This is a genomic window from Micromonospora sp. BS32 (assembly GCF_059089345.1).
Genome location: NZ_JBSSHR010000032.1, coordinates 1 through 24,933 on the forward strand (window position 1 = coordinate 1; position 24,933 = coordinate 24,933).

Sequence of the window (24,933 nt, forward strand, 5' to 3'; positions counted from 1 at the left end):
GGGGAGGGGTGGTCAGGGGAGGGGGTGGGAGATGTTGCGGGCGTGGTCGGCGAGGGCGGCGCCGACCACGGTGGCCTCGATCGGCAGCACCTCCAGACAACGGCGGACGGCGGCGGCCATCAGCGTGTTGGGCACCCGCATGGAGAGCGTGCAGTGCGGCACCCACCGCCCCGGCCGGTAGTGCTCGAGCAGTTCGACGCCGGCCCGGCTCAGCCGGCCGTGCACCAGCGCCTGGTGGGCGAGCAGCTCGGCGGTGGGCGTCACGCCGAGCCACAGCACCCGGCCGACGAACTGGCCGGCGTGCTGGAAGCTGAGCCGCAGCGGCGCGGCCACCACCGTTCCCGCCAGTGCCTCGGCCACCCGGGCGGGGTCGAAGCGGGGTGCGACGGCGAGCGAGACGTGCGGCCGGTGCCGCTGCGCCAGCAGGGAGCGCAGGCTCTGCACCCCTTCGGCCTCCAACGCGTCCCAGAGCACCCGGATGCGCCGGGTGGCGTCGGTGTCCAGATACAGCTCCAGGGCCGCGACCACGTGATCACCCTACGGCCGGGTTTGCCGGCCCCGGTCCGCGGTACCAGAGTCAGGTCCGCCTGAGAAGGAGTGCCTGGTGAACGTCGACGACCTGCTCACCGAGATCTACGACCGGCTGCCCGCCCTGGTGCGGGCGGCGGTGGACGGGCTCAGCCCGGAAGAGCTGCGCCGGGCGCCCGGGCCGGGCGCCAACCCGGTCGGCTGGCTGGTCTGGCACCTGACCCGGATCCAGGACCACCACGTCGCCGATCTGCTCGGCGCGGAGCAGATCTGGATCACCGGTGGCTGGCCGGTCCGTTTCGGCCTGCCCGCCGACCCCGACGACACGGGTTACGCCCACGGCCCCGAGCAGGTCGCCGCAGTACGCCCGGAGAGCGCCGAGGCGCTGGTCGGGTACCACGAGGCGGTGGTCGGCCGGACCCGACAGTTCCTGTCCGGCCTGACGGCGGCGGACCTGGACCGGGTGGTCGACGAGGCCTGGGATCCGCCGGTGACGCTCGGCGTCCGGCTGGTCAGCGTGGCCGAGGACGACCTCCAGCACGTCGGCCAGGCCGGCTACGTCCGCGGTCTGATCCGCTCCTGAGGGCGCTCCGCCCGGCGCAACGGTGCCGACCCGTCCCGGCCTCAGCCGCCGGCCCGGCGTCGGGCGGCGTGGGCGAGCAGGTGGAAGGCCTGCGCCTCGGCGGAGGTGCCCGGGTGCGTGAAGTCCGGCGCGCCGCTGACCGGGGTCACCAGCCCGTACCGGTCGACCTGCCGGTCTGCGGTGGCCAGCAGGTCCCGCCCCGTGTCCGCGTATGACGGGGGGAGCCAGCCGTCGGCGGCACCGGTCAGCGCGGTGTAGGCCAGCATCTGGGCGACGTTGGTCTCGACGTGGCTCGCCGGGTCGTCCAGGACGTCGTGGAAGAGCCCGTCGGGCCGCCGGTGGGCCAGCGTGGCGTCGAGCACCGCCCGGGCGTGCCCGACCAGTTCGTCCCGCCGCCCGGCCGGCCAGTCGGCGCGCAGCCGCAGCGCCCGGGCGATGCCGGCGACCACCCAGCCGGCGCCGGTGCCCCAGTGCTGGGGGTGCTCCAGCCGCCCCGAGTCCTCGTCCCAGCGGGCGGCGTAGAGGCCGCTGGGCTCGTCGTACAGCCGGCGGCGGTGGCCGTCCAGCTGGTCCGCCGCCGCGTCGGGGTGACCGCAGAGAGCGAGCAGCGGCACCACCATGTAGACGGTGTCGGCCCAGACCTGCCGGCTGCCGAGCAGGTGGAACAGGGTCCCGTCGGCGGCCCGGGGCGCCCGGATGAGCAACCAGTCGAGCTGCCGGTCCAACGCCGCCGACCAGCGGCCACCGGGATCGGTCCGGGCGGCGTGCCGGACCGCCTCGCCGCAGGCCGCCCCGTTGACCGCGCCCAGTTCGCCGGAGACGTCGCCGAGCCGGCCGTCGGGGTGCTGCCGGGTCACCGCGGCGTCGGCCAGCAGCACCGCCTCCTCGGGGCGACCCAGGTCGAGCAGGGCGTGCCCCGTCACCCCCTGCTCCCACGACTGCCGCTGCATGGCCAGCAGCGCCGTCAGCACCCGGTCCAGCCGGGGATCGTCCAGTCCGCGCATCCCGCCCTCCCGCTCCTGCCGTACCCGGATCGAACCGGTTCCCACCCCCGGCCCGGCGGCCGGTTCACCCGATCCGGGTGAGCCGCGCTCACCCCGGTGACTGCGACCGTGCCGGACGGGAACTGCGAGGAGGGAGGCGGCCGTGGCGACATCGGCGGTGGAACAGCTGGAGCGGCTCGGCCCGGAGCGGCGCCCGGAGCTGCCCGAGGCGACTCCCGGCACGCTGCGCCTGGACATGCGCGAGGAGAACGGCCGCACCGAGCACTGGTACCTCAACGTGCGCGACCAGCGGGTGGACGTCACCCGCTCCGCCGCGGACGCCGAGCTTGTCGTCCGCGCCGACCGTGAGGTCTTCGACCGGATCGCCGGTGGGCGGACGCACCTGGCCGCGGCGCTGCTGCGCAACGAGCTCACCGTGCAGGGCGACATGCGGCTGCTGACGCTGCTGCGCCGGATCTTCCCCGGCCCGGCCGAGGCGCGGCATCCCCGGGACGTCGGCCGGGATCGGGACGTGCACCGGTGAGGCAGGAACGGGTCCACGTCGTCGCCGGCAACGCCTTCGCGGTCAGCGACGCCCAGGGCGACATGGAGATCGACCCGCACGCGCCGGTGGGACTCTTCTCCTTCGACACCCGGTTCATCTCCCGCTGGGTGCTCACCGTTGACGGCGAGCGGCTGAACGCGCTGTCCCGCGACGACATGACCTACTTCGAGACCCGGTTCTTCCTCGTCCCCGGAACGGCCAGCCACTACGTCGACGCGAACGTCACGGTGATCCGGCACCGCTCGATCGACGACAGCTTCAACGAGCGGATCACCGTGCTCAACCACTCCGCGGAGCCGGCCGACCTCCTGGTCCGGATGGAGATCGGCGCCGACTTCGCCGACACGTCGGAGATCCGCAGCCCGGTGCCCCGGCTGACGGCGATGAGCGCCTCCTCCGCGGACGGGGTGCTGCGGCTGCGCTACGAGCGCGAACGGTTCGCCCGGGAGGCGATCGTCTCCACCACCGCCCCCGGCAACGTCGACGAGGGCGGCATCTCGTTCCGGATCACCGTCCCGCCGCGAGGGCAGTGGATCACCGACCTGCACGTCGGGATGACCATCCGCGGCGAGGCCGGGCGCGACCTGCGGGCCAGCCTGGAGCCGCACCGGGAGCAGGTCCGCCACAACATGCGCGCCGACCTGGGGGAGTGGCTGGGCCGGGCGCCGCACCTGGTGGCCGAGCGGGACACCCTCCCGACCGTGTACGAGGGGGCGCTGACCGACCTGGCCGCGCTGCGGTACGTGCCGCTGACGTACCCCGGGCGGGTGCCGGTCGGCGGCATGCCCTGGGCGATGGCGCTCTACGGCCGGGACGCCATGGTCACCTGCCTGCAGACGCTGCCGTTCACCCCCGAGTTGACCCCGACCACCCTGCGCCTGCTCGCCCTGCTCCAGGGCGGACGGTTGGACGACTACCACGACGAGGAGCCCGGCAAGATCCTCTGCGAGCTGCGCTACGGCGAGTCCGCCGCCTTCGACGATCAGCCCACCGCGGTCTACTACGGGGCAGCCGACACCAGCCCGCTCTTCGTGATCCTGCTCGACGAGTACGAGCGGTGGTCCGGGGACGTCGCACTGGTCCGTGAGTTGTGCCACCCGGCCCGGATGGCGCTGGACTGGATCGACGAGTACGGCGACCTGCTCGGCGACGGCTACCTGCGCTACCAGCGGCGCAACCTGCGCAACGGGCTGGTCAACCAGACCTGGAAGAACTCGCCTGGCGCGATCGTGCACCGCGACGGCCGCGAGCCGGGTTTCCCCCGGGCGACCTGCGAGCTCCAGGGGTACGCGTACGACGCGAAGATCCGTGGCGCCCGGCTGGCCCGGGAGTTCTGGGGCGACCCCGCCTACGCCGACCGGCTGGAGCAGGAGGCCGCCGCGTTGAAGGAGCGGTTCAACCGGGACTTCTGGCTGCCGCACCGGGAGCACTACGCGCTGGCGCTGGAGCGGGACGGCACGCCGGTCGAGACGCTCACCTCCAACCTCGGCCACCTGCTGTGGAGCGGAATCGTCCCCGCGGAACGGTCGGCGGCGCTCGCCGCGCACCTGCTCGGGCCGGAGCTCTTCTCCGGCTGGGGAGTACGCACCATGGCCGATGGGCAGCTCCCGTACAACCCGGTGGGCGCGCACGTGGGTTCGGTCTGGCCCTCGGACAACTCGCTGGTCGCGGCCGGGCTGCGTCGCTACCACCACGACGACGAGGCGGCCCGGGTCGCGGCCGGCATCTTCGCCGTGGCGGAGCGGCTCGGCGGCTCGCTGCCCGAGGTGATCGCCGGCTACCCGCGCCCGGTGACCACGTATCCGGTGCGGCTGCCGGTCGCCGGCCGACCCCAGTCCTGGTCCGCCGGCGCGCTGCTGATGCTGCTCGGCACCCTCCTCGGGCTGCAGCCGTGCGGGGAGAATCTGCTGGTAAAACCCGCTCTGCCGGAGGGCTTCGGGTGGATCGAGCTGCTGGACATCCCCGGCCGGTGGGGGCGCTCCGACGCGTACGGCCGGGAGCGGTCCGCCGCCGCCGACGGCGGCCACCGCGGCCGGTTGCGCTGACCGGTCGGCGCCGACGGCGGTCAGGAAGGGGTGCGGTCCGGACGCCCGTCGGTCAGCGCTGCCCGACCGCGGCGTCCGTGGCGCTGTCGGCGGCGTCCTCGGGCGCCGCGCCCTGACCGGGCACCATGGCGTTCCCGGGGACGGCTGCTGGCGCGGGTCCGACGCTCGGGGCGCCCGGGGCGGGCCCGTCGGCCGGCCGGGCCGCGCCCCGCCGGGACAGGCCACGGTCGAGGCCCACGAAGAGGAGGCCGAGCAGCCAGAACGTGAAGGCGAAGAAGACCGCGCTGACCGAGACGCCGTCGTAGCCGAGCTGTCCGGCGTCGATGAACGGGTACGGGTAGCGGTGCACGACCAGGCCGCGCAGCAGCGCGAAACCCAGGTACGCCAGCGGGAACGCCAGCCACCAGGCGGCGTGCCGGATCCGGAGCCGGCCCCGCTGGTCGAACAGTGCCCAGTCGGCGATCGCGAGCACCGGCACGACGGTGTGCAGGAACTGGTTGCCCAGCGCCTCGCCGAGCGCCCGCTCCGGCTGGGTCATCGCGAACGGGCTGGCGGGGTTGGCGAGCACCAGGTGGTACACCACCCCGGTGATGGTGATGTAGAGCGTGACCGCCCCCTTGAGCGCCGACGGCGGTTCGGGCTGCCGCTGCCAGGCCCGCCAGGCGGCGTAGCCCGCGAAGAGTCCCACCGCCACGTTGCTCTGGATGGTGAAGTACGGCAGCAGGCCGCTGACCGTGGCCGGGCCGAGCGCGGTGAGCACGATCCCGGCCAGCACGCTGACCACGATCGCGATCCGGAAGGCCACCGCGAGGCGTCGACGCCGCAGACTCATCGGGGCAAGCTATCAGCCCCACCGCCCGGGCTCACCAACCGGCGGTGCCCGGGGCGCCCTTGAACGGCCCGGTGACGTCGCTGGTGATCCAACCGCCGTAGAAGTCGCCCGGCTGGACCGCGGCCCGCTCGCCGTCGACCTGGCACTCGTCCACCCGCCCGGGATAGAAGGCGACCGCGCCGGTCAGGTCGGCGTACGCCGGGGTGGGGTGCTCGTACGACCAGGCCGCCTCGCGGACCCGAACGTCACCGACGACCAGGTCCCAGTAGCTGGCCTCGCCCTTCCACTCACACCAGGTGCGCCCGGGCGACGGCGTCAACCGGCCGCCGGTGACGTCGGCCCGGGGGACGTAGTAGACCGGCGGGTGCGACGTCTCCAGCACCCGCCAGCAGCGGTCGCTGTCGACCACCGTCACCACGGCGTGCCGGATCATGATCCGGCGTGGGGTCCGCTCCAGGCGGGGCGGACGCGGGTAGTCCCAGACCGATTCCATCCCGCCACGGTACCCAGCCGCCCCGCCGTCCGGCCTGGAGAGCCGGCCGCTCGCCGGGTCAGCGCGGGCCGGACGTCGAGACCGTTGAGGGCGTCGACGGGGCGGGGTCGGTCGGGTGGGCCGGCGGCGACGTCGAGGAGATGGAGGCGCGGGAGGGCCGGGCGTCCGGCCGGGCGGTCGCTGGCGGGGGCGTGCTCGCCGGGGCGCTCGGCCTGGTGGGGCTCGCCGGCTCGCCGGTGACCTGGTCGCAGTACCCGGCCACCTTCTCGCGACCGCCCGCGTTGCGGATCAGGTCGGAGAAGACCGGGTTGTCGAGGGCCCGGCCGGGGTTGTCGCCCGCGCCCGCCCGGTAGGCCCGACACAGACCGATGCTCGATGCGCTCGCCCTCGGCCGGGTCGGGTCCACGGTGGACGGCGTGCCGGCGGGGGACGGGTGGCCGGTGGCGGAGGCAACGCCGGTGGGTCCGACGGACGGGACGACGGGACGGACATCGGGGCGGTGCAGCGGCCCGGGCAGGGTGCCGGTGGCGGCGGCGAGCGCGACCCCGCCGGTGGCGGCCACGGCGAGGCCCGCGACGGCGACCTTCAGCCCGGCCACGCGGCCGAGCAGGCCCGGGCGTCCGGCGCGGGCGGTCACGGGTACGGCCAGCGGCGCGCCGGCGCGGGCGAGGCGGAACGCCTGCATCGCGGCGTGCTCCCCCCGCAGCTCGGCGGGGCGCGGGGCGGCGCGGACCGCGGTCAGCAGCGCCGCGAGCGGCTCCCGCCCGTCCCTGGGGTCCACGACCGGCCCGACGAGCAGCCGCTCGACGGTTTCCTGGTCCATCCGATGTGCCTTCATCTCGTGTCCCTCAGCGCCAGCGGACCTTGAGACGTCACATCCCGGCCATCGGCGTGGCGCCGATCACGCTCGGTCGGCCGGTCACGCATCCGAGGGCAGCGTCGGCGTCCTTGCACTGTGTGGCCGCCCGGGTCCGCGGCCGTGGCCGAGGCGCGGGTGGCGCCGGGCGACCGGGTGGGGACCGAGGACGGCCTTTGCTGGTCGGGCTGACCCGCTGCGTGGTCGACCGCCCCCGCTGATCCGCCCCCTCAGCCCATCGTCTTCTGGCCGTCGATCGACTCGCGCAGGATGTCGGCGTGCCCGGCGTGCTGCGAGGTCTCGGCGATGACGTGCAGCACCACCCGGCGGAACGACCAGCTCGCGCCCGGCTCGAACCAGGGCGCGGCCGGCAGCGGCCGGGACGCGTCCAGGTCGCGGGTGGCGATCAGCTCGTCGGTGCGGGCGGCGACCTCGGCGTAGCGGTCCAGGAGACCGGCCAGGGTGTCGCCCTCGGTCATCCGGAACACCGACTCCCAGTCGACCTGCTCGCTCTGCATGGCCTCGGCGCCGCCGACGGCGAACCGCATCCAGCGTTCCTCGACCAGCGCCACGTGCTTGATCAGCCCGCCCAGGCAGAGCGCGCTGACCGTGCTGCGGGTCGCCGCCTGCTCGTCGGTCAACCCGCGCACGGTGTGCCGCAGGAAGCCGCGCTGCTGGGTGATGCTCTGCAGAAGGTCGGCCCGCTCATCGGTGCGGACCTGCTCCGAAGTGGTCATCCGCCCACCCCTTCCTCGATTTGTCGGGCCTCACGATGCCACGGGTCACCGACAGTTCCGGGGCGCCGCGCCTTCGCCAGCGGTTGCCGATCCGGCCGTAGGGCGGTGCACTGAATGACATGGCTGTGATTAAGGTCGGCACCTCCTCCTGGGCGGACCAGACCCTGCTCCGCTCCGGTTGGTATCCGAAGGCGGCCCGGACCCCGGCCGACCGGCTCGCGTTCTACGCCCGGAACTTCCCACTGGTCGAGGTGGACACCTCGTACTACGCGGTGCCGGCGCCGGAGACCACGCACGGCTGGGTGGACGCCACCCCGCCGGGCTTCACCTTCGACGTCAAGGCGTTCAGCCTCTTCACCGGCCACCCGACCCCGGTGACGATGCTGCCGAAGGATCTGCGTCCCGCCGCCGGCCCGACCCGGATCCGCTGGCGTGACCTGCCGGAGGCGGCGTACGAGGAGCTGTGGGACCGGTTCCGCGTGGCGCTGGAGCCGCTCGCGGCGGCCGACCGGCTCGGTGCCGTGCTGCTGCAGTTCCCGCCCTGGCTGGCCCGGAGCGAGAGCGCCCGGCGCCGGATCCTCGACCTGGCCGCCCGGTGCCGGCCCTGGCGGGTCGCGGTCGAGCTGCGGCACGGCTCCTGGTTCGACGGTGACGCGGCGGCCGAGACGGTGACCTTCCTGGCCGACCGCGACCTCTCGATGGTCTGCGTGGACATGCCGCAGGGGCACCCGTCGTCGGTGCCCCCCATCATGATCGCCACGGCAGAGCCGGCGGTGGTCCGGTTCCACGGGCACAGCCCGCACTGGGCGGGCGGCAGCAAGGAGGACCGGTTCCGGTACGCCTACTCCGACGGCGAGCTGCGCCGGTGGGCGGAGCTGCTCACCGACCTGGCCGACCACTCCGGTGAGCTGCACGTGTTGTTCAACAACTGCTGCGAGGGACAGGCCCAGCGTGACGCCGGCCGGCTGGCCGAGCTGCTCGGGGTGGCCCCGGTCCCGCAGCACGCCCCGGTCTGACCGGTTTGTCGCCCAACGGCGCGGGTACCGCCCGGGGGACGGACGGAGGAGCGCATGACGCACGAGGAACAGCGGCCGGGCGTGCCGGACGACGCGCGGGCCCGGCGGGTCCGCGAGGCCGAGGAGGCGCACGGCGGCAGCATGGCCCCCGGGTTGGTGGACGAGACCGGTCGCCCGGTCGCCGAGCCGCCACCCCCGCCCGCCGACGAGGTGGACGGCACCGGCTCCTGAACCGGGCCGGGAACGGATGACGCCCGGGGCGCCGCGTCGGCGGCGCCCCGGGCGTCCGTGTGCCCACCGTCACCGGCCGGCGGACCTCGCCGGACCAGGCGCGGCACGGCGCGTGGAAACAGGCTCGTGAACCCGGCCGGCGAACGCGGGGGACCCCGCTCCGACATGGACGTTCAGGCGGTGGGCCCGTCCGGCCGCCGGCGCCCGTCGGGTGCCCGGTCCGATGATCGCGGTACGGCTCAGACGGTGGCGCCGTTCAGCGCCGGCAGGTAGCCACCGGAGTGGCCGCTGGCGTTCGGGTGGTACGACTCGACGATCGGCCAGGTGGTGCCGTTGATCCACGGGCTGGCGGCGCAGACCCCGTGGCCGGCGAAGCGGCCGCGCACGTCGACGTAGCTGAACCCGGCCGCGCCGGCCCGGGCGGAGATCACGCCGGCCATGGTGTCCGAGCCGCCGTTGAGCAGGTTCCGCTTGTACTCGCTGATGCTGCCGAACCCGCAGTAGCCGAGCTCGAACCGCCGCGGGTAGCCCAGCACCACCACCCGCGCGCCCGGCGCCCGACCCCGGATCGCCCGGTACGTCTCGTCCAGCCGCCCCGGCAGGGTCCCGGTGATGTACGCCTTCGCGCTGCTCACCGCGCTGGCGCAACTGCTGTCGCTGCCCAGCCGGCAGGTGGTGACCACATCGGCGAAGCCGGCGTCGTTGCCGCCGATCGTGACGGTCACCAGGTCGGTGCCCGCGTCCAGGGCGCCCAGTTGGCCGTTCAGCAGCTCCCGGGTGGTGGCCCCGGAGCAGGCCACGAAGCGAAAGGTGGCCACGGTGTGGGTGTTCGCCCAGAGCCGTGGATACGCCTTCGGGCCGCGCAGGCAGGAGCCGCTGGTCCCGTCGTAGTTGTTGGTGCCGACGCCGGAGGAGTACGAGTCGCCCAGGGCGGCGTAGTCGGTGCCGGCGGCCGAGGCGGGGGTGGCCAGTCCGAGGGTGAGCAGCAGGCCGGCGACGAGGGCGGCGGCGGCGGGAGGGAGACGGAGACGCATCGGTGGACCTCCAGGGGGGTGGGAGTCCACTTCGTAACATGTCGTCTACTCGCTGGTAACATTCGTCGGGCGCGATCCCGCGCCTGGCGGAAAAGTCGCTCGGCTCGTGTTGCCGGCCGGGCTTTCATCGATGAAGATGGATGCGCGCGTGCCGGTCGTCAGGTCGTACGCGTCGCGGCGGCCCGGAGGATCCGGACCGCCGCGTGGTCGTTCGTCGTGGCAGAAGCGGGCCGCCGTCGGCCCGCGCAGGGTCAATGTGTCGTCCGGGTGCGAGCGGGCCATGGCCCGACTCCGGCCCCGGACCCGACCGGTCACACCGGCCGGATCACTCCCTGCTCACCCCCTCCGGGTGCATCCCGGTCGACTCCTCCAGGGAGTTGTCCGGCAGGTCGCCGCCGGCCGTGTCGTCCGGGAACGACCGCAGCGAAGGCGCCGGATCCGGCGGTGCGCCCGGCCCGGCCTCGGTGGTCCGGGTCGGTTCCACCGGGCCGAAACCGTGCCGCCCGGCGCGCCCGGACGGTCCCGGCGTCGCGCCGGCGCGGCGCTCACCGCGGTGGCCCTCCGGTACGGCCGTCTCCTCGCTGCCCTCGTCCATCGGGTCGTCCCCGCCGGTGCCCCAGGGCGGGTCCGCGTCGAAGCCGTCGGTGGTGCCCCACGGGGCGACCGACTCCGGCCCGCGCCCGCCGTCGCGCCTCGGTCCCTTGTTCGCCGTCATCGCCACCTCGCTGCTCATGTCCCGCCCGGGGCGTCCCACCCAGGGCAAGGCTCGCGTCCCGCCGGCGCGGGGCCCGCCGTCGACGTCGCGACGGCCGGGCCCCGTACCGGCCGGTCCCGGCGGGCCGGTCAGCCGGCCATCGCCATCCGGCGCTTGCTCGCCCCCATCGCCATCATCTTTCCCATCGCCCCCGGCGCGCTCATCAGCCCACCCGCGCGCCCCAGCATCCCGCGGAACACCTGGCCGGGCTTCTGCTGCTCGCCCATGTACGCCGAGACCACCACCAGCGCCCCGGTCAACGCCGGGATCGTCCACTGCAGCACCTTCATCTGCCGCTGCTGGGACGCCACGTCCGAGGGCGTCTGGTAGTTGGGCTCGGTGGTCCCCTCGACCGGCGCGTTGCCGGCCTTCTCCAACCTCATGCCGAGCAACCGGCTGTAGCCGGTCACCGCGAGCGCGCCGACGGTGAGCGCCGTCTTGACCGCGCTCATCTTGCCCACCCCCGACTGGGCCATCACCCGCGGGCTCTCCGTGGCCAGCTCACCGACCGCGCCGGCCAGGTGCGCGCCGATCGCCGCCGCGTTCACCGGCGTCCACCGGGACCACCCGGCCGAGGCGGCCGGGAGTCGCTGGGTCGAGTCGCTGATCTTCGCCGCCGCTCCGTTCACGCCAAACGCTCCCATCAGGGAGCCACCGAACCAGGCCGCCAGGCCCAGATCGTGCATCGAGCGCAGTGCGGTGTGCCGTTCGGACATCTGATCCCCCTCCACCATGTTCGGGCGCAGCGGCATACCCACCGATCGCGCGGTTACGCACCGAAGCCCGGGACGCCCGTCCCCACGTCGTTCGTGCCGGGGTGCGGCGTGCCGGCCAGGCGTCGATCGGCGGTCGCCGGGTAGGCCACGGCACGGAGACCGACCGTGAGGAGGCGACATGTCCCAGCCGGACGAGAGCCGCGAGAAGACCCCGTCCACCGACGCGGTGCTGATGCACCCGGGCAACGACCCACGCCGGGAGACCGCCGAGCAGAAGCCGCCCGCCGAGCGCGGCGAGACCCGGGTCGAGCGGAACGGCAAGATGATCCCTGTCGACCAGGTGGAGTGATTCCGGCGGTCGGGCGGCTCTCGCCGTCCGACCGCGCACCACACTCCGAGGATCCGCGCCGGTCGACGCGGAGGGCGTGGGTCAGCGGCGGGGCAGGGCCGCGGTGAACGCGGCCACCCGGGCGGCCAGGGGGGCGCCGGCGCGGATCCAGCTGAAGTGGTCCAGCGGGGCGCCGGCCTCGGCGGCGGTGTAGCGCTGCCGGGTCACCCGGGCGGCGGTGAGCTTGGCGCACAGGTGGTCCAGGGTGCCGTGCGGGGTGTACTGGTCGTCGTCGACGCTGACCGCGAGCACCGGCAGGTCCAGCCGGCGCACGGCGGCCTCGGCGTCCACCCCGTCCAGCACCGGGAACCGGCCGGTCCGGGCGGTGTACGCCCAGTCCCGGATCACCCCGCGGGCCTGCCGGCCGCCGAAACCCCAGCCCGGCCAGACGCCGAGCGCCCGGGCGACCGCCGCGATCCCCTGGGTGTACGGCAGCACGCCGTAGCCCCGGGCGCCCGGGTAGCCCCGCCAGTACGGCACGCCGACCGCGAGCAGGGCGAGCCCGTCGACCGCGTCGGTGCCGTGCACCGCCAGGTGCAGCAGGGCCGCCTGCCCGCCGAGGGAGTGCCCGAGCAGCAGCCGGGTCCGCCCGTCCAGCCGGGGCTTCAGCGCGTCGAGGACCGCGCCGACGTCGGCGGCCAGCTCGGCGTAGCCGTACCGGCAGGCGCGCGAGGGCGGGGGAGTGCTGGCGCCGGTGCCGCGCAGGTCGGCGACGACCACGGCGAGGCCGGCGTCGCGCAGCGCGGCGGCGAACGGACGGTAGTAGCGGGCCCGCACCCCCATCGCCGGCCAGATCACCACCACCGGCGCGCCGGCCGGGCCGTCGGGCTCGGGGTACACCTGCACCCCGATGCGTGCCCCGTCGACGTCGACGAACTCCTGGATGTACTCGATTTCCCCGCTCACCGCCCCAGCCTACGGCCGGAACCTACCGGCGGGTAGCCAAGGGGGTGGGCCGGGCCGCCGCGCCGCGCTCCACCCGCTGCACCGCGGCCAGTACCGCCGGCACGTCCAGCGCGGCCAGCGCTGGATGCACGCTTGCGTCGTCGACCGGCCGGCGCTGCCCCACCCAGAGCGCCTGGTGCCAGGGCCGGTCCGGCGGCGGCCCCCACTGAGCCGGCGGCACCGGGCCGAAGAGCAGCACGGACGGGGTGCCGTACCCGGTGGCGAGATGCCCGATCCCGGTGTCGCCGCTGATCAGCAGGCGGGCGTGCGCGACCAGCGCGGCCAGCTCGCCGAGGTCGGTCCGCCCGGCCAGCACCGCGTCGGCCGGCAGCCCGGCCAGGACGCGGACCTGCTCGGCGATGCTCCGCTCGCCCGCGCTGCCGGTGACCACCACCCGGTGGCCGCGGGCGGTCAGCTCCCGGGCCACCTGGGCGAAGCGGGCCGGTGGCCAGCGCCGCTGGGCCGCCTTCGCCCCCGGGTGCACGATGCTCACCCCGGTCGGCAGCCGGCCCGGAACCGGGCGGCGCAGCGCCAGATCGGTGCGGTCGGCGGGGATGCCGTACCAGGACAGCAGCCGGCACCACCGGTCGATCTCGTGCTCCTCGGCGAACCAGTCCGGCCCGTCGTGGTGGCCGGCCTCGGCGTTGGCGAAGGCGAGCAGCCGGCCCGGCCGTACGCCGGCCAGCATCCGGTGCGACTGCGGGCCCCGCCCGTGCAGGTTGACCGCCAGTTCCGGCAGCGGGCCGGACCACCCCAGGTGGCCCAGCCCGTCCGCCTCGACCAGCCGGTCGACGCCGCCGACCAGGTCGACCAGCGGCCTCAGCCAGCGCGGCGCGACCAGCGCCAGCTCCTCGCCGGGGTACGCGGCCCGCAACGCGCGCAGCGCCGGCACCCCGGTCGCGAGGTCGCCGACGCCGAGCGCCCGGAGCACCAGGATCACGGGTACGACGACTCCTGCTCGGCGCAGACCACCAGCTCGCGGACGGCGCACCCGGCCGGCTGCGACAGCGCGAACATGACCGCGGCGGCGGTGTCGGCCGGGTCGTTGAGGATCGCATCCGGCCCCGGCTTGTACTGCGCGTCGCGGTCGTCGAAGAAGGCGGTGCGCATGCCGCCCGGGATCAGCAGGGTCACCCCGACCTGCCCGGCCAGCTCGGCGGCGAGCGCCCGGGTGAAGCCGACCACCCCGAACTTCGCCGCGCAGTACGCGGTGGCGTCACTGACCGCCTTGATGCCCAGCGTGGACGCCACGGTCACCACCGTGCCGTGCGACCGCTCCAGCTCGGGCAGCGCCGCCCGGATCACCGCGGCCGTGCCGAGCAGGTTGATCCCGACGATCCGGTCCCAGGTCTCCCCGGGTACGTCGGCCAGCTTCCCCGGCACGTCCATGCCGGCGGCGGTGACCAGGCCGTCCAGCCCGCCCGCCTGCTCGGCGATCCGCCGGGTGGCCTCCTCGGCGGCCCGGGTGTCGGCCAGATCGCACTCGACCCACGGCACCCCGTCGGCCGGCGCCTGCCGGTCCAGCACGTACGGCCGCCCGCCGGCCTTGGTCACCGCGGTCACCACCGCCGCGCCGAGCCCGCTCGACCCGCCCGTGACGAGTACCGCTGATCCGTTCAGGTCCCTGCTCATCTCGCTCCCTTGACCAGTCGTGCGCCGCGCGACCGCGCGGCGGTGATCGTGGCGGTGGTGGACCGGCCCGCCAGGTACGGGACGGTCACCACCCGGCCGCCCCAGCCGCGTACCAGCTCGGCCTCGGGCAGCTCGGGGGCGCCGTCGCCGGCGTAGTCGCCCCCCTTGACCCAGACGTCGGGGCGCAGCCGGGCCAGCGCGGTCGCCGGGGTGGGCTCGTCGAAGACCACCACCGCGTCCACGCAGTCCAGCCCCGCCAGCAGCCGGGCCCGGTCCGCCTCGCCGTTGACGGGGCGCTGCGGCCCCTTGAGGGCGCGCACGCTGCGGTCGGAGTTGAGGCAGACCACCAGGCAGTCCCCGAGCCGGCGGGCCGCCTGGAGGGTGGCGAGGTGCCCGGCGTGCAGGATGTCGAAGCAGCCGCCGGTGGCGACCACGGTGCCGCCGTCGGCGCGTACCCGGGCGACGAGGTCTTCGACGGCGGAGGCCGGGCGGCGCGACCGGGCCGGCTCGTGGTCGGCCCGGGCCAGCCCGGCGGCCCCGCCGGCGGCCACGTACGCCGACGCGGCGGCGACCGCCTCCTGCACCGCCTCGGAGGTGACCGCGCCGGCGGCCAGCGCGGTGGCGGCGGTGGCGGCGAACCGGTCCCCGGCGCCGCAGGTGTCCTCGACGTGCGTCACGTCGGACGGCGGCGGCACCACCAGCGGAGTGCTGCCGGAGTGGCAGAGCACCGCACCGTCCGGGCCCATGGTCACTGCGACCGCGCCGACCCGCCACCGCTGGCGCAGCTCGTGCCCCGCCCGGGTGGCGGTGGACAGTGCCGTTCCGGCGCCGGCGTCGCCGGTGAGCTGACGCAGCTCGGCGAGGTTCGGCGTGGTCAGCCGGGCACCGGGCACGGCCGCCGGCCCCAACGGGTGCGGATCCCAGACCACCGGCGCGGTCGCGTCGGCCAGCGCGGCCCGCAGCGCCGACTGCCGGAGCAGCCCCCGGCCGTAGTCACTGACCAGGATGGCGCCGGCCGAGGCGAGTACCTCCAGCGCCGCCTCCGGCGGCTCGCCGGGGGCCTGCGGGTCGCCGCCGCGGTCCAGCCGCAGCAGGGTCTGCCCGCCGGCGCGCAGCCGGATCTTTTCCGGCGTCGCCCCGGGCAGTCGCAGCGGGTAGAGGCGGACTCCCGCGTTGGTCAGCAGCTCGGCGATCCGGGCGCCGGCCGTGTCGTCGGCGAGGGCGGTCACCAGGGCCACCTCGGTGCCCTGGGCGGCGGCGAGCAGGGCGGCCAACCCGGCGCCGCCCGGCCGGTCGGTCGCCGACCGCTCGTCGAGCACCGGCACCGGCGCGTCCGGGCAGATCCGGTTGACGGTGCCGAGCACGTCCCGGTCGAGCAGCGCGTCGCCGACGACCACCAGCGGCCCGCTCACGACGGACACCCCCGCCGGCCCGGCCCGTGCCCGTTGGCGGCGTGCCCGTTGCCGCCGGTTCCGTTGGTGGCGTGTCCGTTCGGGCCGTGTCCGTTGGCGCCGTGCCCGGCGAGGCCGTGGCCGCCCAGCGGGTAGCCGTTCACGGCGACCGCCAGGGCCCGGTCGTCCGCCCCGGCGGTCAGCCGACGGGACACGTCGGCGCCGCGCGGGCGCGGCGCCGACGCCCGCGGCAGCTGGCGGACCAGCGGCAGCGCCTCGTCGACGTACTCGCAGAGCAGGTGCAGCGAGACCAGGTGCAGCTCCTGCACCACCTGGCTGTCCGGCGAGGGCACCGCCAGCGCGTCGTCACAGACCTCGGCCAGCGGGTTCGGCGCCGGGCCGGTGAACGCCCAGCAGCGCACCCCGGCCTCCCGGGCGGCCTCCACCGCCCGCAGCAGGTTCGGGCTGCTGCCGCTGGTCGACATCAGCAGCAGCACGTCGTGCTCCCGGCCGTGCGCGCGGACCTGTCGGGCGAAGACCTCCTCGTAGCCGTAGTCGTTGCCGATCGCGGTCAGCGCCGAGGTCTCCGCGTGCAGGGCGATCGCGGACAGCGGCTCCCGGTCGTCACGCAGCTTGCCGACCAGCTCCGCGGTGAGGTGCTGGGCCTCGGCAGCGCTGCCCCCGTTGCCCGCCGCCAGCAGCCGGCCGCCGTTGGCCAGCGACCAGGCCAGCTCGGTGCCCCAGTCGGCCAGCCGCTCGGCGGCCCGCCGGTATGGCAGCAGCGCGGCGGCCAGCCCGGCCAGGTGGCTGTCGAGGGTGGACATGCCAGCGTTCATCAGGCCACCGCCGGTACGACGCGTCCGACCGTGCTGACCGCCGTGTAGACCGCGCTCAACTGTTCGGCGCAGCGCTTCCAGGAGTACCGGCTGCGGATCCGGTCCAGCGCCGCCGTGGCGTACGCGAAGCGGCGCACGTTGTCGGCGAGCAGCCGGCGGATCGCGACGCCCAGCGCGCGCGGGTCGCGCGGCGGCACCAGGTCCCCGGTCAGCCCTTCGACGACGGTGTCGGCGATGCCTCCCACGTTCGTGCCGATCACCGGCACGCCGCAGGCCATCCCCTCCAGCGGGGTCAGCCCGAACGGCTCGTACCAGGGCGCGGCGACCAGCACGTCGGCGGAGCGGTACCAGGCGGCCATCTCCTCCCGGGGCACCGCGCCGACCAGCTTGACCCGGTCGGCCACCCCGCACGACTCGGCGAGCGCCCGCAGCCGGCGGGCGAACGCGTCGGCCGGCAGCAGCTCGGCCGACGGCCCGCCGACCACCACGCACTCCGCGTCCGGCACGGCGGGCAGCGCGCGGACGACCTCCTGGAAGCCCTTGCGCTCCACCATCCGGCCGACGGTGAGGATCCGCTTACGGGCCGGGTCGCGCGGCGCGACCGGCCCCTCCGGGCGGAACATCCGCTCGTTGACCCCGGACGGGACCAGCGCCATCTTCGACCGCGGCACCCCGAGCCGGACCAGCTCGCCGATCTCGTCCTGGCACTGCACGATCACCCGGTCGGCGGCCCGGCCGAGCGCCCGCTCGTAGCCGATCCGGCCCGGCGGGCTGGTGTCCCGGGCACCCTGGTGACGCCGCTTGACCGCGCCGAGGGCGTGATACGTCAGCACCACCGGGGTGTTGGTGCGCCGCCCCGCGTGCAGGGCGGCCAACCCGCTCATCCAGAAGTGGGCGTGCGCCACGTCGGGGCGCCAGTCGCCGCGACCCCACTGCTCGGCCAGCCACCGCCCGAACTCGCCCATGTGCGGCAGCAGGTCGTCCTTCGGCACCCGCGACGCGGGGCCGGCCGGCACGTGCCGCACCTGGTACCCCGCGGAGGCGGACACCACGTCCGGCAGCTCGGCGGCGTCGCGGCGGGTGTAGACCCGCACGTCGTGCCCCTCGCCGACCAGTGCCGCCGCCAGCTCCGCGACGTGGGTGTTCTGCCCGCCGGCGTCCTCCTCGCCGAGGACGGCGAGGGGGCTGGCGTGCTCCGAGATCATCGCGATGCGCATGTTTCCTCCTCAAGGATCCGGTCCCAGTCGGCAAGGAACCGGTCGAGCCCGAAGCGTTCCTTCGTCACCTCCCGCGCCCGCGCGCCCAGCCGGTACGCGGCGTCGCGGTCCTCGGCCAGCCAGCGGGCCGCCTCGACCAGCGTGTCGACCCGGGTGGAGAGCACCCCGGCGTCGGGCGGCACCGCGTCGACGGCTTCGGTGGTGGCCAGCGCGACGACCGGCATGCCGATCGTCATGGCCTCGATCAGGCTCAGCCCGAGCGAGGTCCACCGGCACAGGTGCAGGTACGCCCGCCGGCGGGCCACCTCGGTGTGCATGACGTCCTGGGGCAGGTCGTCGTGGCTGGTCACCCGCTCGCCGGGCAGGCCGAGCCGGTCGGCCAGCCCGGTCACCCCCATCCCGAAGACGTCCAGCGGGGCGACGTCGGCGAAGCGGGGCATCAGGTCGGTGCCGGTGACCCGCCACCGGCGGATCGGTTCGTTCGTCACCACGGCGAGCCGGTCCAGCTCACCGGTCCACTCCACGGCCGGCGGGACCACCCCGTGCTCGACCACGGCGGTGCGGGTGGCGCCGTTGTCCCAGAACAGGTCGTTGAAGTGGGTGACGTGGGTGAGCAGCAGGTCGTCCCGGTCGGCCATCGGGTGGCGGGTGTTCGGCACGTCGCCCTTGGGGGTGTTGTGCTCCACGTAGATCGCCGGCAGGTCGCGGCCCGGACGGCGGCGCAGCCACCGCTCGGCCAGCTCCAGTTCCTCGGGGCGTTGCAGGACGACCAGGTCCACCTCGGCGTCGGCCAGTTCCTCGGGGGTCACCTCGACCGCGCTGTCCGGCCACGGGTAGGTGCGGGCCCGGCCCAGCCCGTACGGGCCGCGGTCGGGGGTGACCGGGACCAGGTAGCGGTGCGGACCGTGCACGAAGGACGTGGTCCAGGACCCGTGCACGTGCCAGAGCAGGATGTTCATGACCCTCCTTCAGCTTTGCGGTGGGGTGGGGGAGAGCAGCCGGACCGCCTCGACCACCTGGGTCGGGTCGATCCCGGCGGTGAGGCAGGGGTGTCCGGGGACGGGGCAGACGGCGGCGCGGGTGTCGCGGCAGGGCGCCTCGGCATCGCCGAGGCGGACGGTCGGCACCCGGTAGGGCCCCCACTGTCCGAACGGGACGGTGGGCGCGAAGAGGCTGATGACCGGGGTGCCGACGGCGGCGGCGAGGTGGGCCGGGCCGGTGTTGCCCACCACCACGCAGCGCGCCCCGGCGAGCACCCCGGCCAGTCCGGCGAGGTCCGTCCGCCCGCCGAGGTCGGTGCCGCCGGCTGCGGCCACCCGGGAGGTCAGCGCGGTCTCGGCCGATCCCCCGGTGACCAGTACCCGATAGCCGGCGGCGGTAAGCGCGGCGACGATCTCGGCGCACCGCTCAGGTGGGCAGGCCCGGGCGGGCACCGAAGCGCCGGGGTGCACCACCACGTAGCCGGGGTCGGCGGGCGGCGGGACGGCCGGCAGGTCGGCGCGCAGCCGCAGCACCGGGTCGTCTCCCGCCGGCAGCCCGAATCCGGCGGCGGCGGCCAGGGAGAGCGCCCGCTCCGGCTCGGGCACGCCGACCGGCACCCGGTGCCGGACGTCGAGCAGGGAACCGGGGTAGTCGTCGCTGATCGCGCTGATCCGGCGCACCCCGGCCATCCGCAGCAGCAGGGCCAGCGGGAGCGGGGACTGGTGGAAGGAGGTGAAGACGACGGCCTCGTCGGCGTGCACCCCGGCGAGGCGGTCGGTGAGCCGGCGGATGTCGTCCGGGTCGACGGCCTCGGGGTCGCCGTCGATCCAGGGCAGCCGCCACTCGATCAGCTCGTCGACGCCGGGCAGCAGGGCCGCGGCGGCGCGTCCGCGCGGGCCGTGCAGCAGCACCACCCGCTCGGCGCCGGCGGCGACGGCCCGGACGGCCGGGCCGGTGACCAGCACGTCGCCGGCGGAGTCGCTGCGGACCACCAGCACCGTGCCGGCCCGCTCGGGGCGGGGGGCGGTGGGTCGTACCACCGCCTGTCGGCGGAGGATCTCCGCGACCGCTGCCGGCAGGTCCCGCGCGACGTGCGGGGCGGCGGCCACCTCCTCCGGCCGGGTGACCGGGGTGGGCACCAGGAAGCCGGTGGCGCCGGCGGCGAGCGCGGCGGTGACGTCGCGGCCGATGTCGCCGACCAGCACGCAGCGGGCGGGCGTGGTGCCGAGCGCGGCGGCGGCCCGGTGCACCAGGCCGGGGGCGGGCTTGCGGCAGGCGCAGCCGTCGCCGTCGTCGTGCGGGCAGATCTGCCAGGTGTCGAAGGGGCCGAGCAGTTCCTCGACCCGGGCGTGCACCGCCCGCATCTGCGCGGCGGTGAACAGCCCCTTGGCGAGGCCGGACTGGTTGGTCACCACGCCGAGGCGCAGCCCCGCGGCGCGCAGCCGGTGCAGCGCCTCGCGGGCGCCGGGCATCGGGCGGACCTTCTCCGGGTCGCCGTTGTAGGGCACGTCCTCGATCAGCGTGCCGTCCCGGTCGAGCAGCACCGCGTCGAAGAGCGCAGGACCGGTCGACGCACCCCCGTTCATGGCGAAGCAGTTGCCCCGAGCAAGAGAAGTAAACATCAACTTCCCGCCACCGCGCGGTGACCGTCCGTCACGGACGCTCGGGTGCGCCACCAGCCGCGCACCCAGTGGGTGACCGCGAGCGGTGGGATGAGGGCGCTGGTGACGAGCATGGTCGTCACCTCGTCGCGGGTGCGCGGGCCGGGCGCGATCCGGGCCCGGGCGAACTCCGCGGTGCCGGTCAGCCAGCCGAGCGCCCCGGCGGTGGCCAGCACGCCGAGCGCCCGGCGCGACGCGTCACCGGTCGGCCGGCCGGCCCGCAGCGCGCCCGCCACCAGGGCCAGCGCACCGGCGGCGGTGACCGCCACGTGCCGGGGCCGGCGGCCGGGCGGCAGCCGCAGCTCGACCCGCCACTGTGGGCCGTACAGCCGGCGCAGCAGGGCGTCGTCGGCGTTGCCGCGCTGCACCCGCAGGCTGACCCAGCGGTCCTCGGGACGGACCGGATGGGTCACCGTGCGACGGCCACGGACCAACTCCCAGCCGGCGCGACGGACCCGGTGGGCCAGCTCGGCGTCCTCCCGGTAGGCCCGGGGAAAGCGCTCGTCGAAGCCGTCCACCGTGGTCAGCGCCGCCCGCCGGTAGGCCATGTCCGCGGTGATCCACTCGCCCTCCGCGAGGCCGGCGGTGCCGCGTTCCCAGTCGGTCGGTCGACGGTCGGCGGGCAGCGGTACCTCCACCACGCCCTGCACCCCGCCGACCCGGTCGCTGACCGCGAGGTCGTCGCGCAGCCGCCGGGCCCAGTTCGGCGCCGGGACGACGTCGTCGTCCACAAAGACCACCCACGGCTGCCGGGCGGCCCGCCAGCCGATGTTGCGGGCCGCCGCCGGGCCCGCGCCGCGCCCGGTCAGCACCTTCGCGTACGCGGACAGCGTCCCCGGCACGGCCAGCTCGCCGGTCGCATCGCACCGGTCGTCGACCAGCAGCAGCTCCACGTCGGGCAGGTCGGCGAGCTGCGGGGCGAGCGCGTCGAGCAGCACGGTGAGGCTGGGCCGGCCGAGCGTCGGCACGACGATGCTGATCACCGGCCACCGCCCAGCGCGTTCCGGCGGACCGCGAACGGGCCGAGGGCTAGCAGCTCCACCGGGGCCGAGCCGAAGAGCTCCATCGCCTCGCGCGGGGTGTCGACCATCGGGCGGCCGGCGGTGTTCAGCGAGGTGTTCACCACCACCGGCAGCCCGGTGAGCCGCTCGAACTCGGCCAGCAGCTCGGCGACCAGCGGCTCGGTGTCGGTGTGCACGGTCTGCACCCGGGCGGTGCCGTCGACGTGGGTGACCGCCGGGATCCGGTCCCGCCACTGTGGCTTCACCTGGTGCACGAAGAGCATGTACCGGCTGGGGAAGACCCCCTCGAAGATGTCGGCGAAGCGTTCGGCGCGGACCATCGGCGCGATCGGCCGGAACTGCTCCCGCCCCTTGACGTCGTTCATCCGGGCGGTGGTCGCCGGGTCGCCGGGGTGGGCCAGCAGCGAGCGGTGGCCCAGCGCGCGCGGGCCGTACTCGCTGCGGCCCTGGTACCAGGCGACGATGCCGTTGTCGGCCAGCACCCGGGCCGCCTCGGCGGCGATCGAGTCCGGCCGGAAGTACGGCAGGGCGGCCCGGCGCAGCTCCGCCTCCAGCTCCTCGTCGGACCAGCCGCGGCCCAGGTCGGCGCCGGTCATCGGGGCGGACCGGTCGCCGAGCGTGCCGGCGACGTGCAGGGCGGCGCCGAGCGCCGTGCCGGAGTCGCCGGCGGCCGGCTGCACCCAGACGTCGCGGTACGGCCCCTCGGCGGCGATCCGGGCGTTGGCCACACAGTTCAGCGCCACCCCGCCGGCCATCGCCAGCGTCGACGGGCCGCCCGCGGCGTCGTGCAGCCAGCGGGCCAGGTCGAGGATGACCTCCTCCAGCCGGACCTGCACACTGGACGCCAGGTCGGCGTGCTCGGCGGTCAGCTCGGCGCCCGGTGCGGCCGCCTTGGCCATGCTCGCCCAGTCGATCCGGTCGACGTGGAAGCCGCCGGAGTCGGTGACCGTCACCAGCTCACGCAGCAGGTCGAGGTGCTTCGGCTGGCCGTACGAGGCCAGCGCCATCACCTTGTACTCGTCGCTGGAGTGCATGAAGCCGAGGTGTCGGGTGAGGTCCTCGTAGAGCAGGCCGAGCGAGTGCGGCAGCTCCTGCGAGTAGAGCGGGGTCAGCTCTCCGCCCCGGTAGACGCCGGCCAGGTGGCTGGCCACCTCGCCCCGGCCGTCGAGCACCAGCACGGCGGTGTCGTCGCCGGCCGGCGGCGCGGCCAGCCCGGCCGAGGCGGCGTGCGCCACGTGGTGCGGCACGAAGCGCACCTTCTCCGGGTCGAGGCCGGGCAGGGCGGCGGCGAGGAACTGCGGGGCCCGCTCGGCGTAGTCGACGCGCAGCCAGTCCCAGGGGTCGGTCAGGCCGAGGCTGGCCGCGTCCCGGCACATGCCGGGGTCGAAGGAGTACGCCACGGCGTCGAGGCTGTCGACGTCGACGCCGGCGTGGGCCAGGCACCAGGCGGCGGAGAGCTCGGGCAGCTCCCAGGCCGAGAAGGGGACCGGGCGCTTGCCGTGCTTGCGGCGGCTGAACCGTTCCTCTTCGGCGGCGGCCACCAGCTGTCCGTCGACCACCAGGGCGGCGGCCGGATCATGGAAGATCGCATTGATACCGAGGACGCGCATGCACGGTCCCTACCCCCGCCCTGTCCTCCTAACCTGTAGATCATCGACTTCTCCGCCGACGGCCGGGGTCACGCGCCGCGCAGCATGCCCGGCCCGAACACCTCGTAGGCGATCCGCTCCACCGGTACGCCCCGGCGCAGCAGCCCGCCCCGGACCTGGTTCATGAACGGCAGCGGTCCGCAGAGGTGGACGTGGGCGTCGGGGGAGAGCGGGATGAGGTCCGGGTCGACCCATCCCCGGGTCACCTCGGCCGGCACGGTGGCCGGGGCGTCGGAGGTCTCCTCGTACCAGAGCTTGAGGCGCAGGCGGGGCAGGCGGGCGTGCAGCCGCGGCAGTTCGTCGCGGTGCGCGTGGGCCGCGCCGTCCCGGTCGGCGTGCACCAGCACGATCTCCCGCTGCGGCGTGGTGTCCGCCAGGTACTCCAGGGCGGCCATCGCCGGGGTGAGCCCGATGCCGGCGCTGACCAGCAGCAGCGGCCCGTCGCCGGCGATCGCGTCGACCTCGCCGAACGGCGGGCTGAGCCGGAGCGTGTCGCCGACCGCGACGCGCTCGTGCAGGAAGGTGGAGACCAGGCCGTCGGGGGCGCCGCCGAGGCCGCGGACCCGCTTCACGGTGATCCGCCAGTGGTCGGCGCCGGGCCGGCCGGAGAGGCTGTACTGCCGGATCTGTTGGCCGAGGTCGCCGTCGAGGTCGACGGCCACCGAGACGTACCGGCCGGGGACGAAGGTGGGCACCGGCCCGGCGTCGACCGGGACCAGGGTGTACGACCGCACGTCGGTGGCCTCCACGGTGACCTCGGTGACCCGCCACTCCCGCCAGACCGACGCGCCCTCGGCGACCCCGGCCTCGGTGTAGAGCCGGGCCTCCCGGGCGATGAGTTCGCAGGCCAGCAGCCAGTAGACCTCGTCCCAGGCGGCGGCGATCTCGGGGGTCACCGCGTCACCGAGCACCTCGCCGATGGCAGCCATCAGGTGCCGCCCGACGAGCGTGTACTGCGTCGCGGTGATGCCGAGGGAGGCGTGCTTGTGCGCGATCCGGTCGAGGATCGGACCCCACGGCGCCGCGCTCTCGCCGGTGAGGTGCTCGGCGTACGCGACGACGGCGGAAGCCAGCGCGGCCTTCTGCGCACCGGAGGCCTGGTTGCCCCGGTTGAACAGGTTGAGCAGCTCCGGGTGGGCGGCGAACATTCGCTGATAGAACCGGCCGGTGATCTCCTCCCCGTGCGCCTGCACGACGGGCAGGGTCGCGGTCACCACGGCGGTTGACGATTCCGAGAGCACGGTTCCTCCTAGTGCGTTGCCTACGGGAGCCACTTAAACAGGAGTTTGAGAGTCCTCTTCAGGGTCGAAAGTCCCGGGTCCGGTGTCGCCCACGTCACGGTCTCCCGGCCCCTGTCCCCGCCCCGGCGCGCTGGCTAGGGTCGGTACGTGAAGCTCAACCGGTCCACCGACATGGCGCTGCGGATCGCCATGCTCACCGCCACCGCGTCGACCCGGACCACGGTCGACGAGCTGGCCGAGCGGCTGGACCTGCCCCGCAGCCACGTCGCCAAGGTGGTGCAGCGATTGCAGCGGATCGGCGTGCTGGTCACCATCCGGGGCCGGGCCGGCGGGGTCGCCTTCGGCGAGGGCGCCGAGGAGGTCACCGTGGGCGAGGTGGTGCGCGCCTTCGAGGGCGAGGGCGAGGTCGTCGCCTGCGAGGAGTCCGGCTGCACGCTGCGCGCCGGCTGCCGGCTGCGGGTCCAGCTCCGCCGGGCCCAGGCGGCCTTCCTCGCCGTCCTCGACGACGTCCGCCTCGGCGACCTGGTCGACGCCGGCCCCACCGGCCCGCTCCTGCTCACCATCGCCGGGCCCGTGGTCCGGAGCTGACCCCGACAG

Annotated in this window: 27 protein-coding genes; 7 read left to right on the forward strand and 20 right to left on the reverse strand. The window is 75.3% G+C overall.

Annotated elements, in window-relative coordinates; genetic code table 11:
• Positions 1 to 12: 12 nt before the first annotated feature.
• The gene (locus tag AC5RWQ_RS28930; protein ID WP_494285771.1) at positions 13 to 528 is read right to left on the reverse strand and encodes a 2'-5' RNA ligase family protein; all 516 of its coding nucleotides are present in this window, start codon (positions 526 to 528) and stop codon (positions 13 to 15) included.
• A gap of 76 nt (positions 529 to 604) precedes the next feature.
• Between AC5RWQ_RS28930 and AC5RWQ_RS28935 the strand changes: the two genes are divergently transcribed.
• A complete protein-coding gene (locus AC5RWQ_RS28935) occupies positions 605 to 1,111 on the forward strand; it encodes a mycothiol transferase (protein ID WP_494285772.1) in 507 nt (168 codons plus the stop codon).
• A 41-nt stretch (positions 1,112 to 1,152) separates the two neighbouring features.
• Here the strand turns inward: AC5RWQ_RS28935 and AC5RWQ_RS28940 are convergent, their stop codons facing one another.
• Positions 1,153 to 2,115 carry a glycoside hydrolase family 88 protein gene (locus AC5RWQ_RS28940; protein ID WP_494285773.1) on the reverse strand — a complete coding sequence of 321 codons (963 nt, stop codon included), beginning with the start codon at positions 2,113 to 2,115 and terminating at the stop codon, positions 1,153 to 1,155.
• A 142-nt stretch (positions 2,116 to 2,257) separates the two neighbouring features.
• Between AC5RWQ_RS28940 and AC5RWQ_RS28945 the strand changes: the two genes are divergently transcribed.
• Positions 2,258 to 2,638: an SCP2 sterol-binding domain-containing protein gene (locus tag AC5RWQ_RS28945; RefSeq protein WP_494285774.1), complete on the forward strand. Its 381-nt coding sequence runs from the start codon at positions 2,258 to 2,260 to the stop codon at positions 2,636 to 2,638.
• Positions 2,635 to 4,704: an amylo-alpha-1,6-glucosidase gene (locus AC5RWQ_RS28950; protein ID WP_494285775.1), complete on the forward strand. Its 2,070-nt coding sequence runs from the start codon at positions 2,635 to 2,637 to the stop codon at positions 4,702 to 4,704. Before AC5RWQ_RS28945 ends, AC5RWQ_RS28950 begins: the two co-directional genes overlap by 4 nt.
• A gap of 52 nt (positions 4,705 to 4,756) precedes the next feature.
• On the opposite strand, the gene AC5RWQ_RS28955 is transcribed toward AC5RWQ_RS28950, so the two are convergent.
• The 4 genes from AC5RWQ_RS28955 to AC5RWQ_RS28970 form a co-directional block, all read right to left on the reverse strand.
• On the reverse strand, positions 4,757 to 5,536 hold the full coding sequence (locus AC5RWQ_RS28955) for a Pr6Pr family membrane protein (RefSeq protein ID WP_494285776.1): 780 nt from the start codon (positions 5,534 to 5,536) through the stop codon (positions 4,757 to 4,759).
• Between the two features lie 31 nt (positions 5,537 to 5,567).
• Positions 5,568 to 6,029, reverse strand: a complete 462-nt coding sequence (locus AC5RWQ_RS28960; RefSeq protein ID WP_494285777.1) for a DUF427 domain-containing protein — start codon at positions 6,027 to 6,029, stop codon at positions 5,568 to 5,570.
• Positions 6,030 to 6,087: 58 nt separating this feature from the next.
• Complete coding sequence (locus AC5RWQ_RS28965) at positions 6,088 to 6,852, reverse strand: hypothetical protein (RefSeq protein WP_494285778.1); 765 nt, start codon at positions 6,850 to 6,852, stop codon at positions 6,088 to 6,090.
• Between the two features lie 263 nt (positions 6,853 to 7,115).
• Entirely contained in the window at positions 7,116 to 7,622 is a 507-nt protein-coding gene (locus AC5RWQ_RS28970; protein WP_494285779.1) for a DinB family protein, read from the reverse strand.
• Between the two features lie 119 nt (positions 7,623 to 7,741).
• Here AC5RWQ_RS28970 and AC5RWQ_RS28975 point away from each other — a divergent pair, with 119 nt between their 5' ends.
• Both AC5RWQ_RS28975 and AC5RWQ_RS28980 read left to right on the forward strand, forming a co-directional pair.
• On the forward strand, positions 7,742 to 8,638 hold the full coding sequence (locus AC5RWQ_RS28975; RefSeq protein ID WP_494285780.1) for a DUF72 domain-containing protein: 897 nt from the start codon (positions 7,742 to 7,744) through the stop codon (positions 8,636 to 8,638).
• Positions 8,639 to 8,692: 54 nt separating this feature from the next.
• Positions 8,693 to 8,869 (forward strand): GTPase activator, encoded by a 177-nt coding sequence (locus tag AC5RWQ_RS28980; protein ID WP_334491701.1) that lies wholly within the window; start codon positions 8,693 to 8,695, stop codon positions 8,867 to 8,869.
• 239 nt (positions 8,870 to 9,108) lie between these two features.
• On the opposite strand, the gene AC5RWQ_RS28985 is transcribed toward AC5RWQ_RS28980, so the two are convergent.
• The 3 genes from AC5RWQ_RS28985 to AC5RWQ_RS28995 form a co-directional block, all read right to left on the reverse strand.
• Positions 9,109 to 9,903, reverse strand: coding sequence for an SGNH/GDSL hydrolase family protein (locus AC5RWQ_RS28985; protein ID WP_494285781.1), 795 nt, complete (start codon positions 9,901 to 9,903; stop codon positions 9,109 to 9,111).
• Positions 9,904 to 10,228: 325 nt separating this feature from the next.
• Positions 10,229 to 10,657, reverse strand: a complete 429-nt coding sequence (locus AC5RWQ_RS28990) for a hypothetical protein (RefSeq protein ID WP_494285782.1) — start codon at positions 10,655 to 10,657, stop codon at positions 10,229 to 10,231.
• 89 nt (positions 10,658 to 10,746) lie between these two features.
• Positions 10,747 to 11,373, reverse strand: a complete 627-nt coding sequence (locus AC5RWQ_RS28995) for a hypothetical protein (protein WP_494285783.1) — start codon at positions 11,371 to 11,373, stop codon at positions 10,747 to 10,749.
• Positions 11,374 to 11,551: 178 nt separating this feature from the next.
• On the opposite strand from AC5RWQ_RS28995, the gene AC5RWQ_RS29000 reads away from it, so the two are divergent.
• Positions 11,552 to 11,722 (forward strand): hypothetical protein, encoded by a 171-nt coding sequence (locus tag AC5RWQ_RS29000; RefSeq protein ID WP_494285784.1) that lies wholly within the window; start codon positions 11,552 to 11,554, stop codon positions 11,720 to 11,722.
• Between the two features lie 81 nt (positions 11,723 to 11,803).
• On the opposite strand, the gene AC5RWQ_RS29005 is transcribed toward AC5RWQ_RS29000, so the two are convergent.
• The 11 genes from AC5RWQ_RS29005 to AC5RWQ_RS29055 all read right to left on the reverse strand — a co-directional run bounded on the left by AC5RWQ_RS29005 (position 11,804) and on the right by AC5RWQ_RS29055 (position 24,336).
• Positions 11,804 to 12,667, reverse strand: coding sequence for an alpha/beta hydrolase family protein (locus tag AC5RWQ_RS29005; RefSeq protein WP_494285785.1), 864 nt, complete (start codon positions 12,665 to 12,667; stop codon positions 11,804 to 11,806).
• 22 nt (positions 12,668 to 12,689) lie between these two features.
• Positions 12,690 to 13,646, reverse strand: coding sequence for a glycosyltransferase family 9 protein (locus AC5RWQ_RS29010; protein ID WP_494285786.1), 957 nt, complete (start codon positions 13,644 to 13,646; stop codon positions 12,690 to 12,692).
• Positions 13,643 to 14,338 carry an SDR family oxidoreductase gene (locus tag AC5RWQ_RS29015; protein WP_494285787.1) on the reverse strand — a complete coding sequence of 232 codons (696 nt, stop codon included), beginning with the start codon at positions 14,336 to 14,338 and terminating at the stop codon, positions 13,643 to 13,645. The genes AC5RWQ_RS29010 and AC5RWQ_RS29015 overlap by 4 nt, the downstream gene beginning before the upstream one ends.
• Positions 14,335 to 15,750 carry a PfkB family carbohydrate kinase gene (locus tag AC5RWQ_RS29020; RefSeq protein ID WP_494285788.1) on the reverse strand — a complete coding sequence of 472 codons (1,416 nt, stop codon included), beginning with the start codon at positions 15,748 to 15,750 and terminating at the stop codon, positions 14,335 to 14,337. Before AC5RWQ_RS29020 ends, AC5RWQ_RS29015 begins: the two co-directional genes overlap by 4 nt.
• Positions 15,747 to 16,565 (reverse strand): D-sedoheptulose-7-phosphate isomerase, encoded by an 819-nt coding sequence (locus AC5RWQ_RS29025; RefSeq protein ID WP_494285789.1) that lies wholly within the window; start codon positions 16,563 to 16,565, stop codon positions 15,747 to 15,749. The genes AC5RWQ_RS29020 and AC5RWQ_RS29025 overlap by 4 nt, the downstream gene beginning before the upstream one ends.
• Positions 16,565 to 17,782, reverse strand: a complete 1,218-nt coding sequence (locus AC5RWQ_RS29030) for a glycosyltransferase (protein WP_494285790.1) — start codon at positions 17,780 to 17,782, stop codon at positions 16,565 to 16,567. Before AC5RWQ_RS29030 ends, AC5RWQ_RS29025 begins: the two co-directional genes overlap by 1 nt.
• Positions 17,767 to 18,741, reverse strand: coding sequence for a glycosyltransferase (locus AC5RWQ_RS29035; RefSeq protein WP_494285791.1), 975 nt, complete (start codon positions 18,739 to 18,741; stop codon positions 17,767 to 17,769). Before AC5RWQ_RS29035 ends, AC5RWQ_RS29030 begins: the two co-directional genes overlap by 16 nt.
• A gap of 9 nt (positions 18,742 to 18,750) precedes the next feature.
• Entirely contained in the window at positions 18,751 to 20,385 is a 1,635-nt protein-coding gene (locus AC5RWQ_RS29040) for an HAD-IIIA family hydrolase (protein WP_494285792.1), read from the reverse strand.
• Positions 20,385 to 21,407, reverse strand: a complete 1,023-nt coding sequence (locus tag AC5RWQ_RS29045) for a glycosyltransferase family 2 protein (protein WP_494285793.1) — start codon at positions 21,405 to 21,407, stop codon at positions 20,385 to 20,387. Before AC5RWQ_RS29045 ends, AC5RWQ_RS29040 begins: the two co-directional genes overlap by 1 nt.
• Positions 21,404 to 23,056: a carbamoyltransferase family protein gene (locus tag AC5RWQ_RS29050; RefSeq protein ID WP_494285794.1), complete on the reverse strand. Its 1,653-nt coding sequence runs from the start codon at positions 23,054 to 23,056 to the stop codon at positions 21,404 to 21,406. The genes AC5RWQ_RS29045 and AC5RWQ_RS29050 overlap by 4 nt, the downstream gene beginning before the upstream one ends.
• A gap of 68 nt (positions 23,057 to 23,124) precedes the next feature.
• Positions 23,125 to 24,336 carry a globin domain-containing protein gene (locus AC5RWQ_RS29055; protein ID WP_494285795.1) on the reverse strand — a complete coding sequence of 404 codons (1,212 nt, stop codon included), beginning with the start codon at positions 24,334 to 24,336 and terminating at the stop codon, positions 23,125 to 23,127.
• 147 nt (positions 24,337 to 24,483) lie between these two features.
• Between AC5RWQ_RS29055 and AC5RWQ_RS29060 the strand changes: the two genes are divergently transcribed.
• Complete coding sequence (locus tag AC5RWQ_RS29060; protein WP_494285796.1) at positions 24,484 to 24,924, forward strand: RrF2 family transcriptional regulator; 441 nt, start codon at positions 24,484 to 24,486, stop codon at positions 24,922 to 24,924.
• Positions 24,925 to 24,933: the final 9 nt, after the last annotated feature.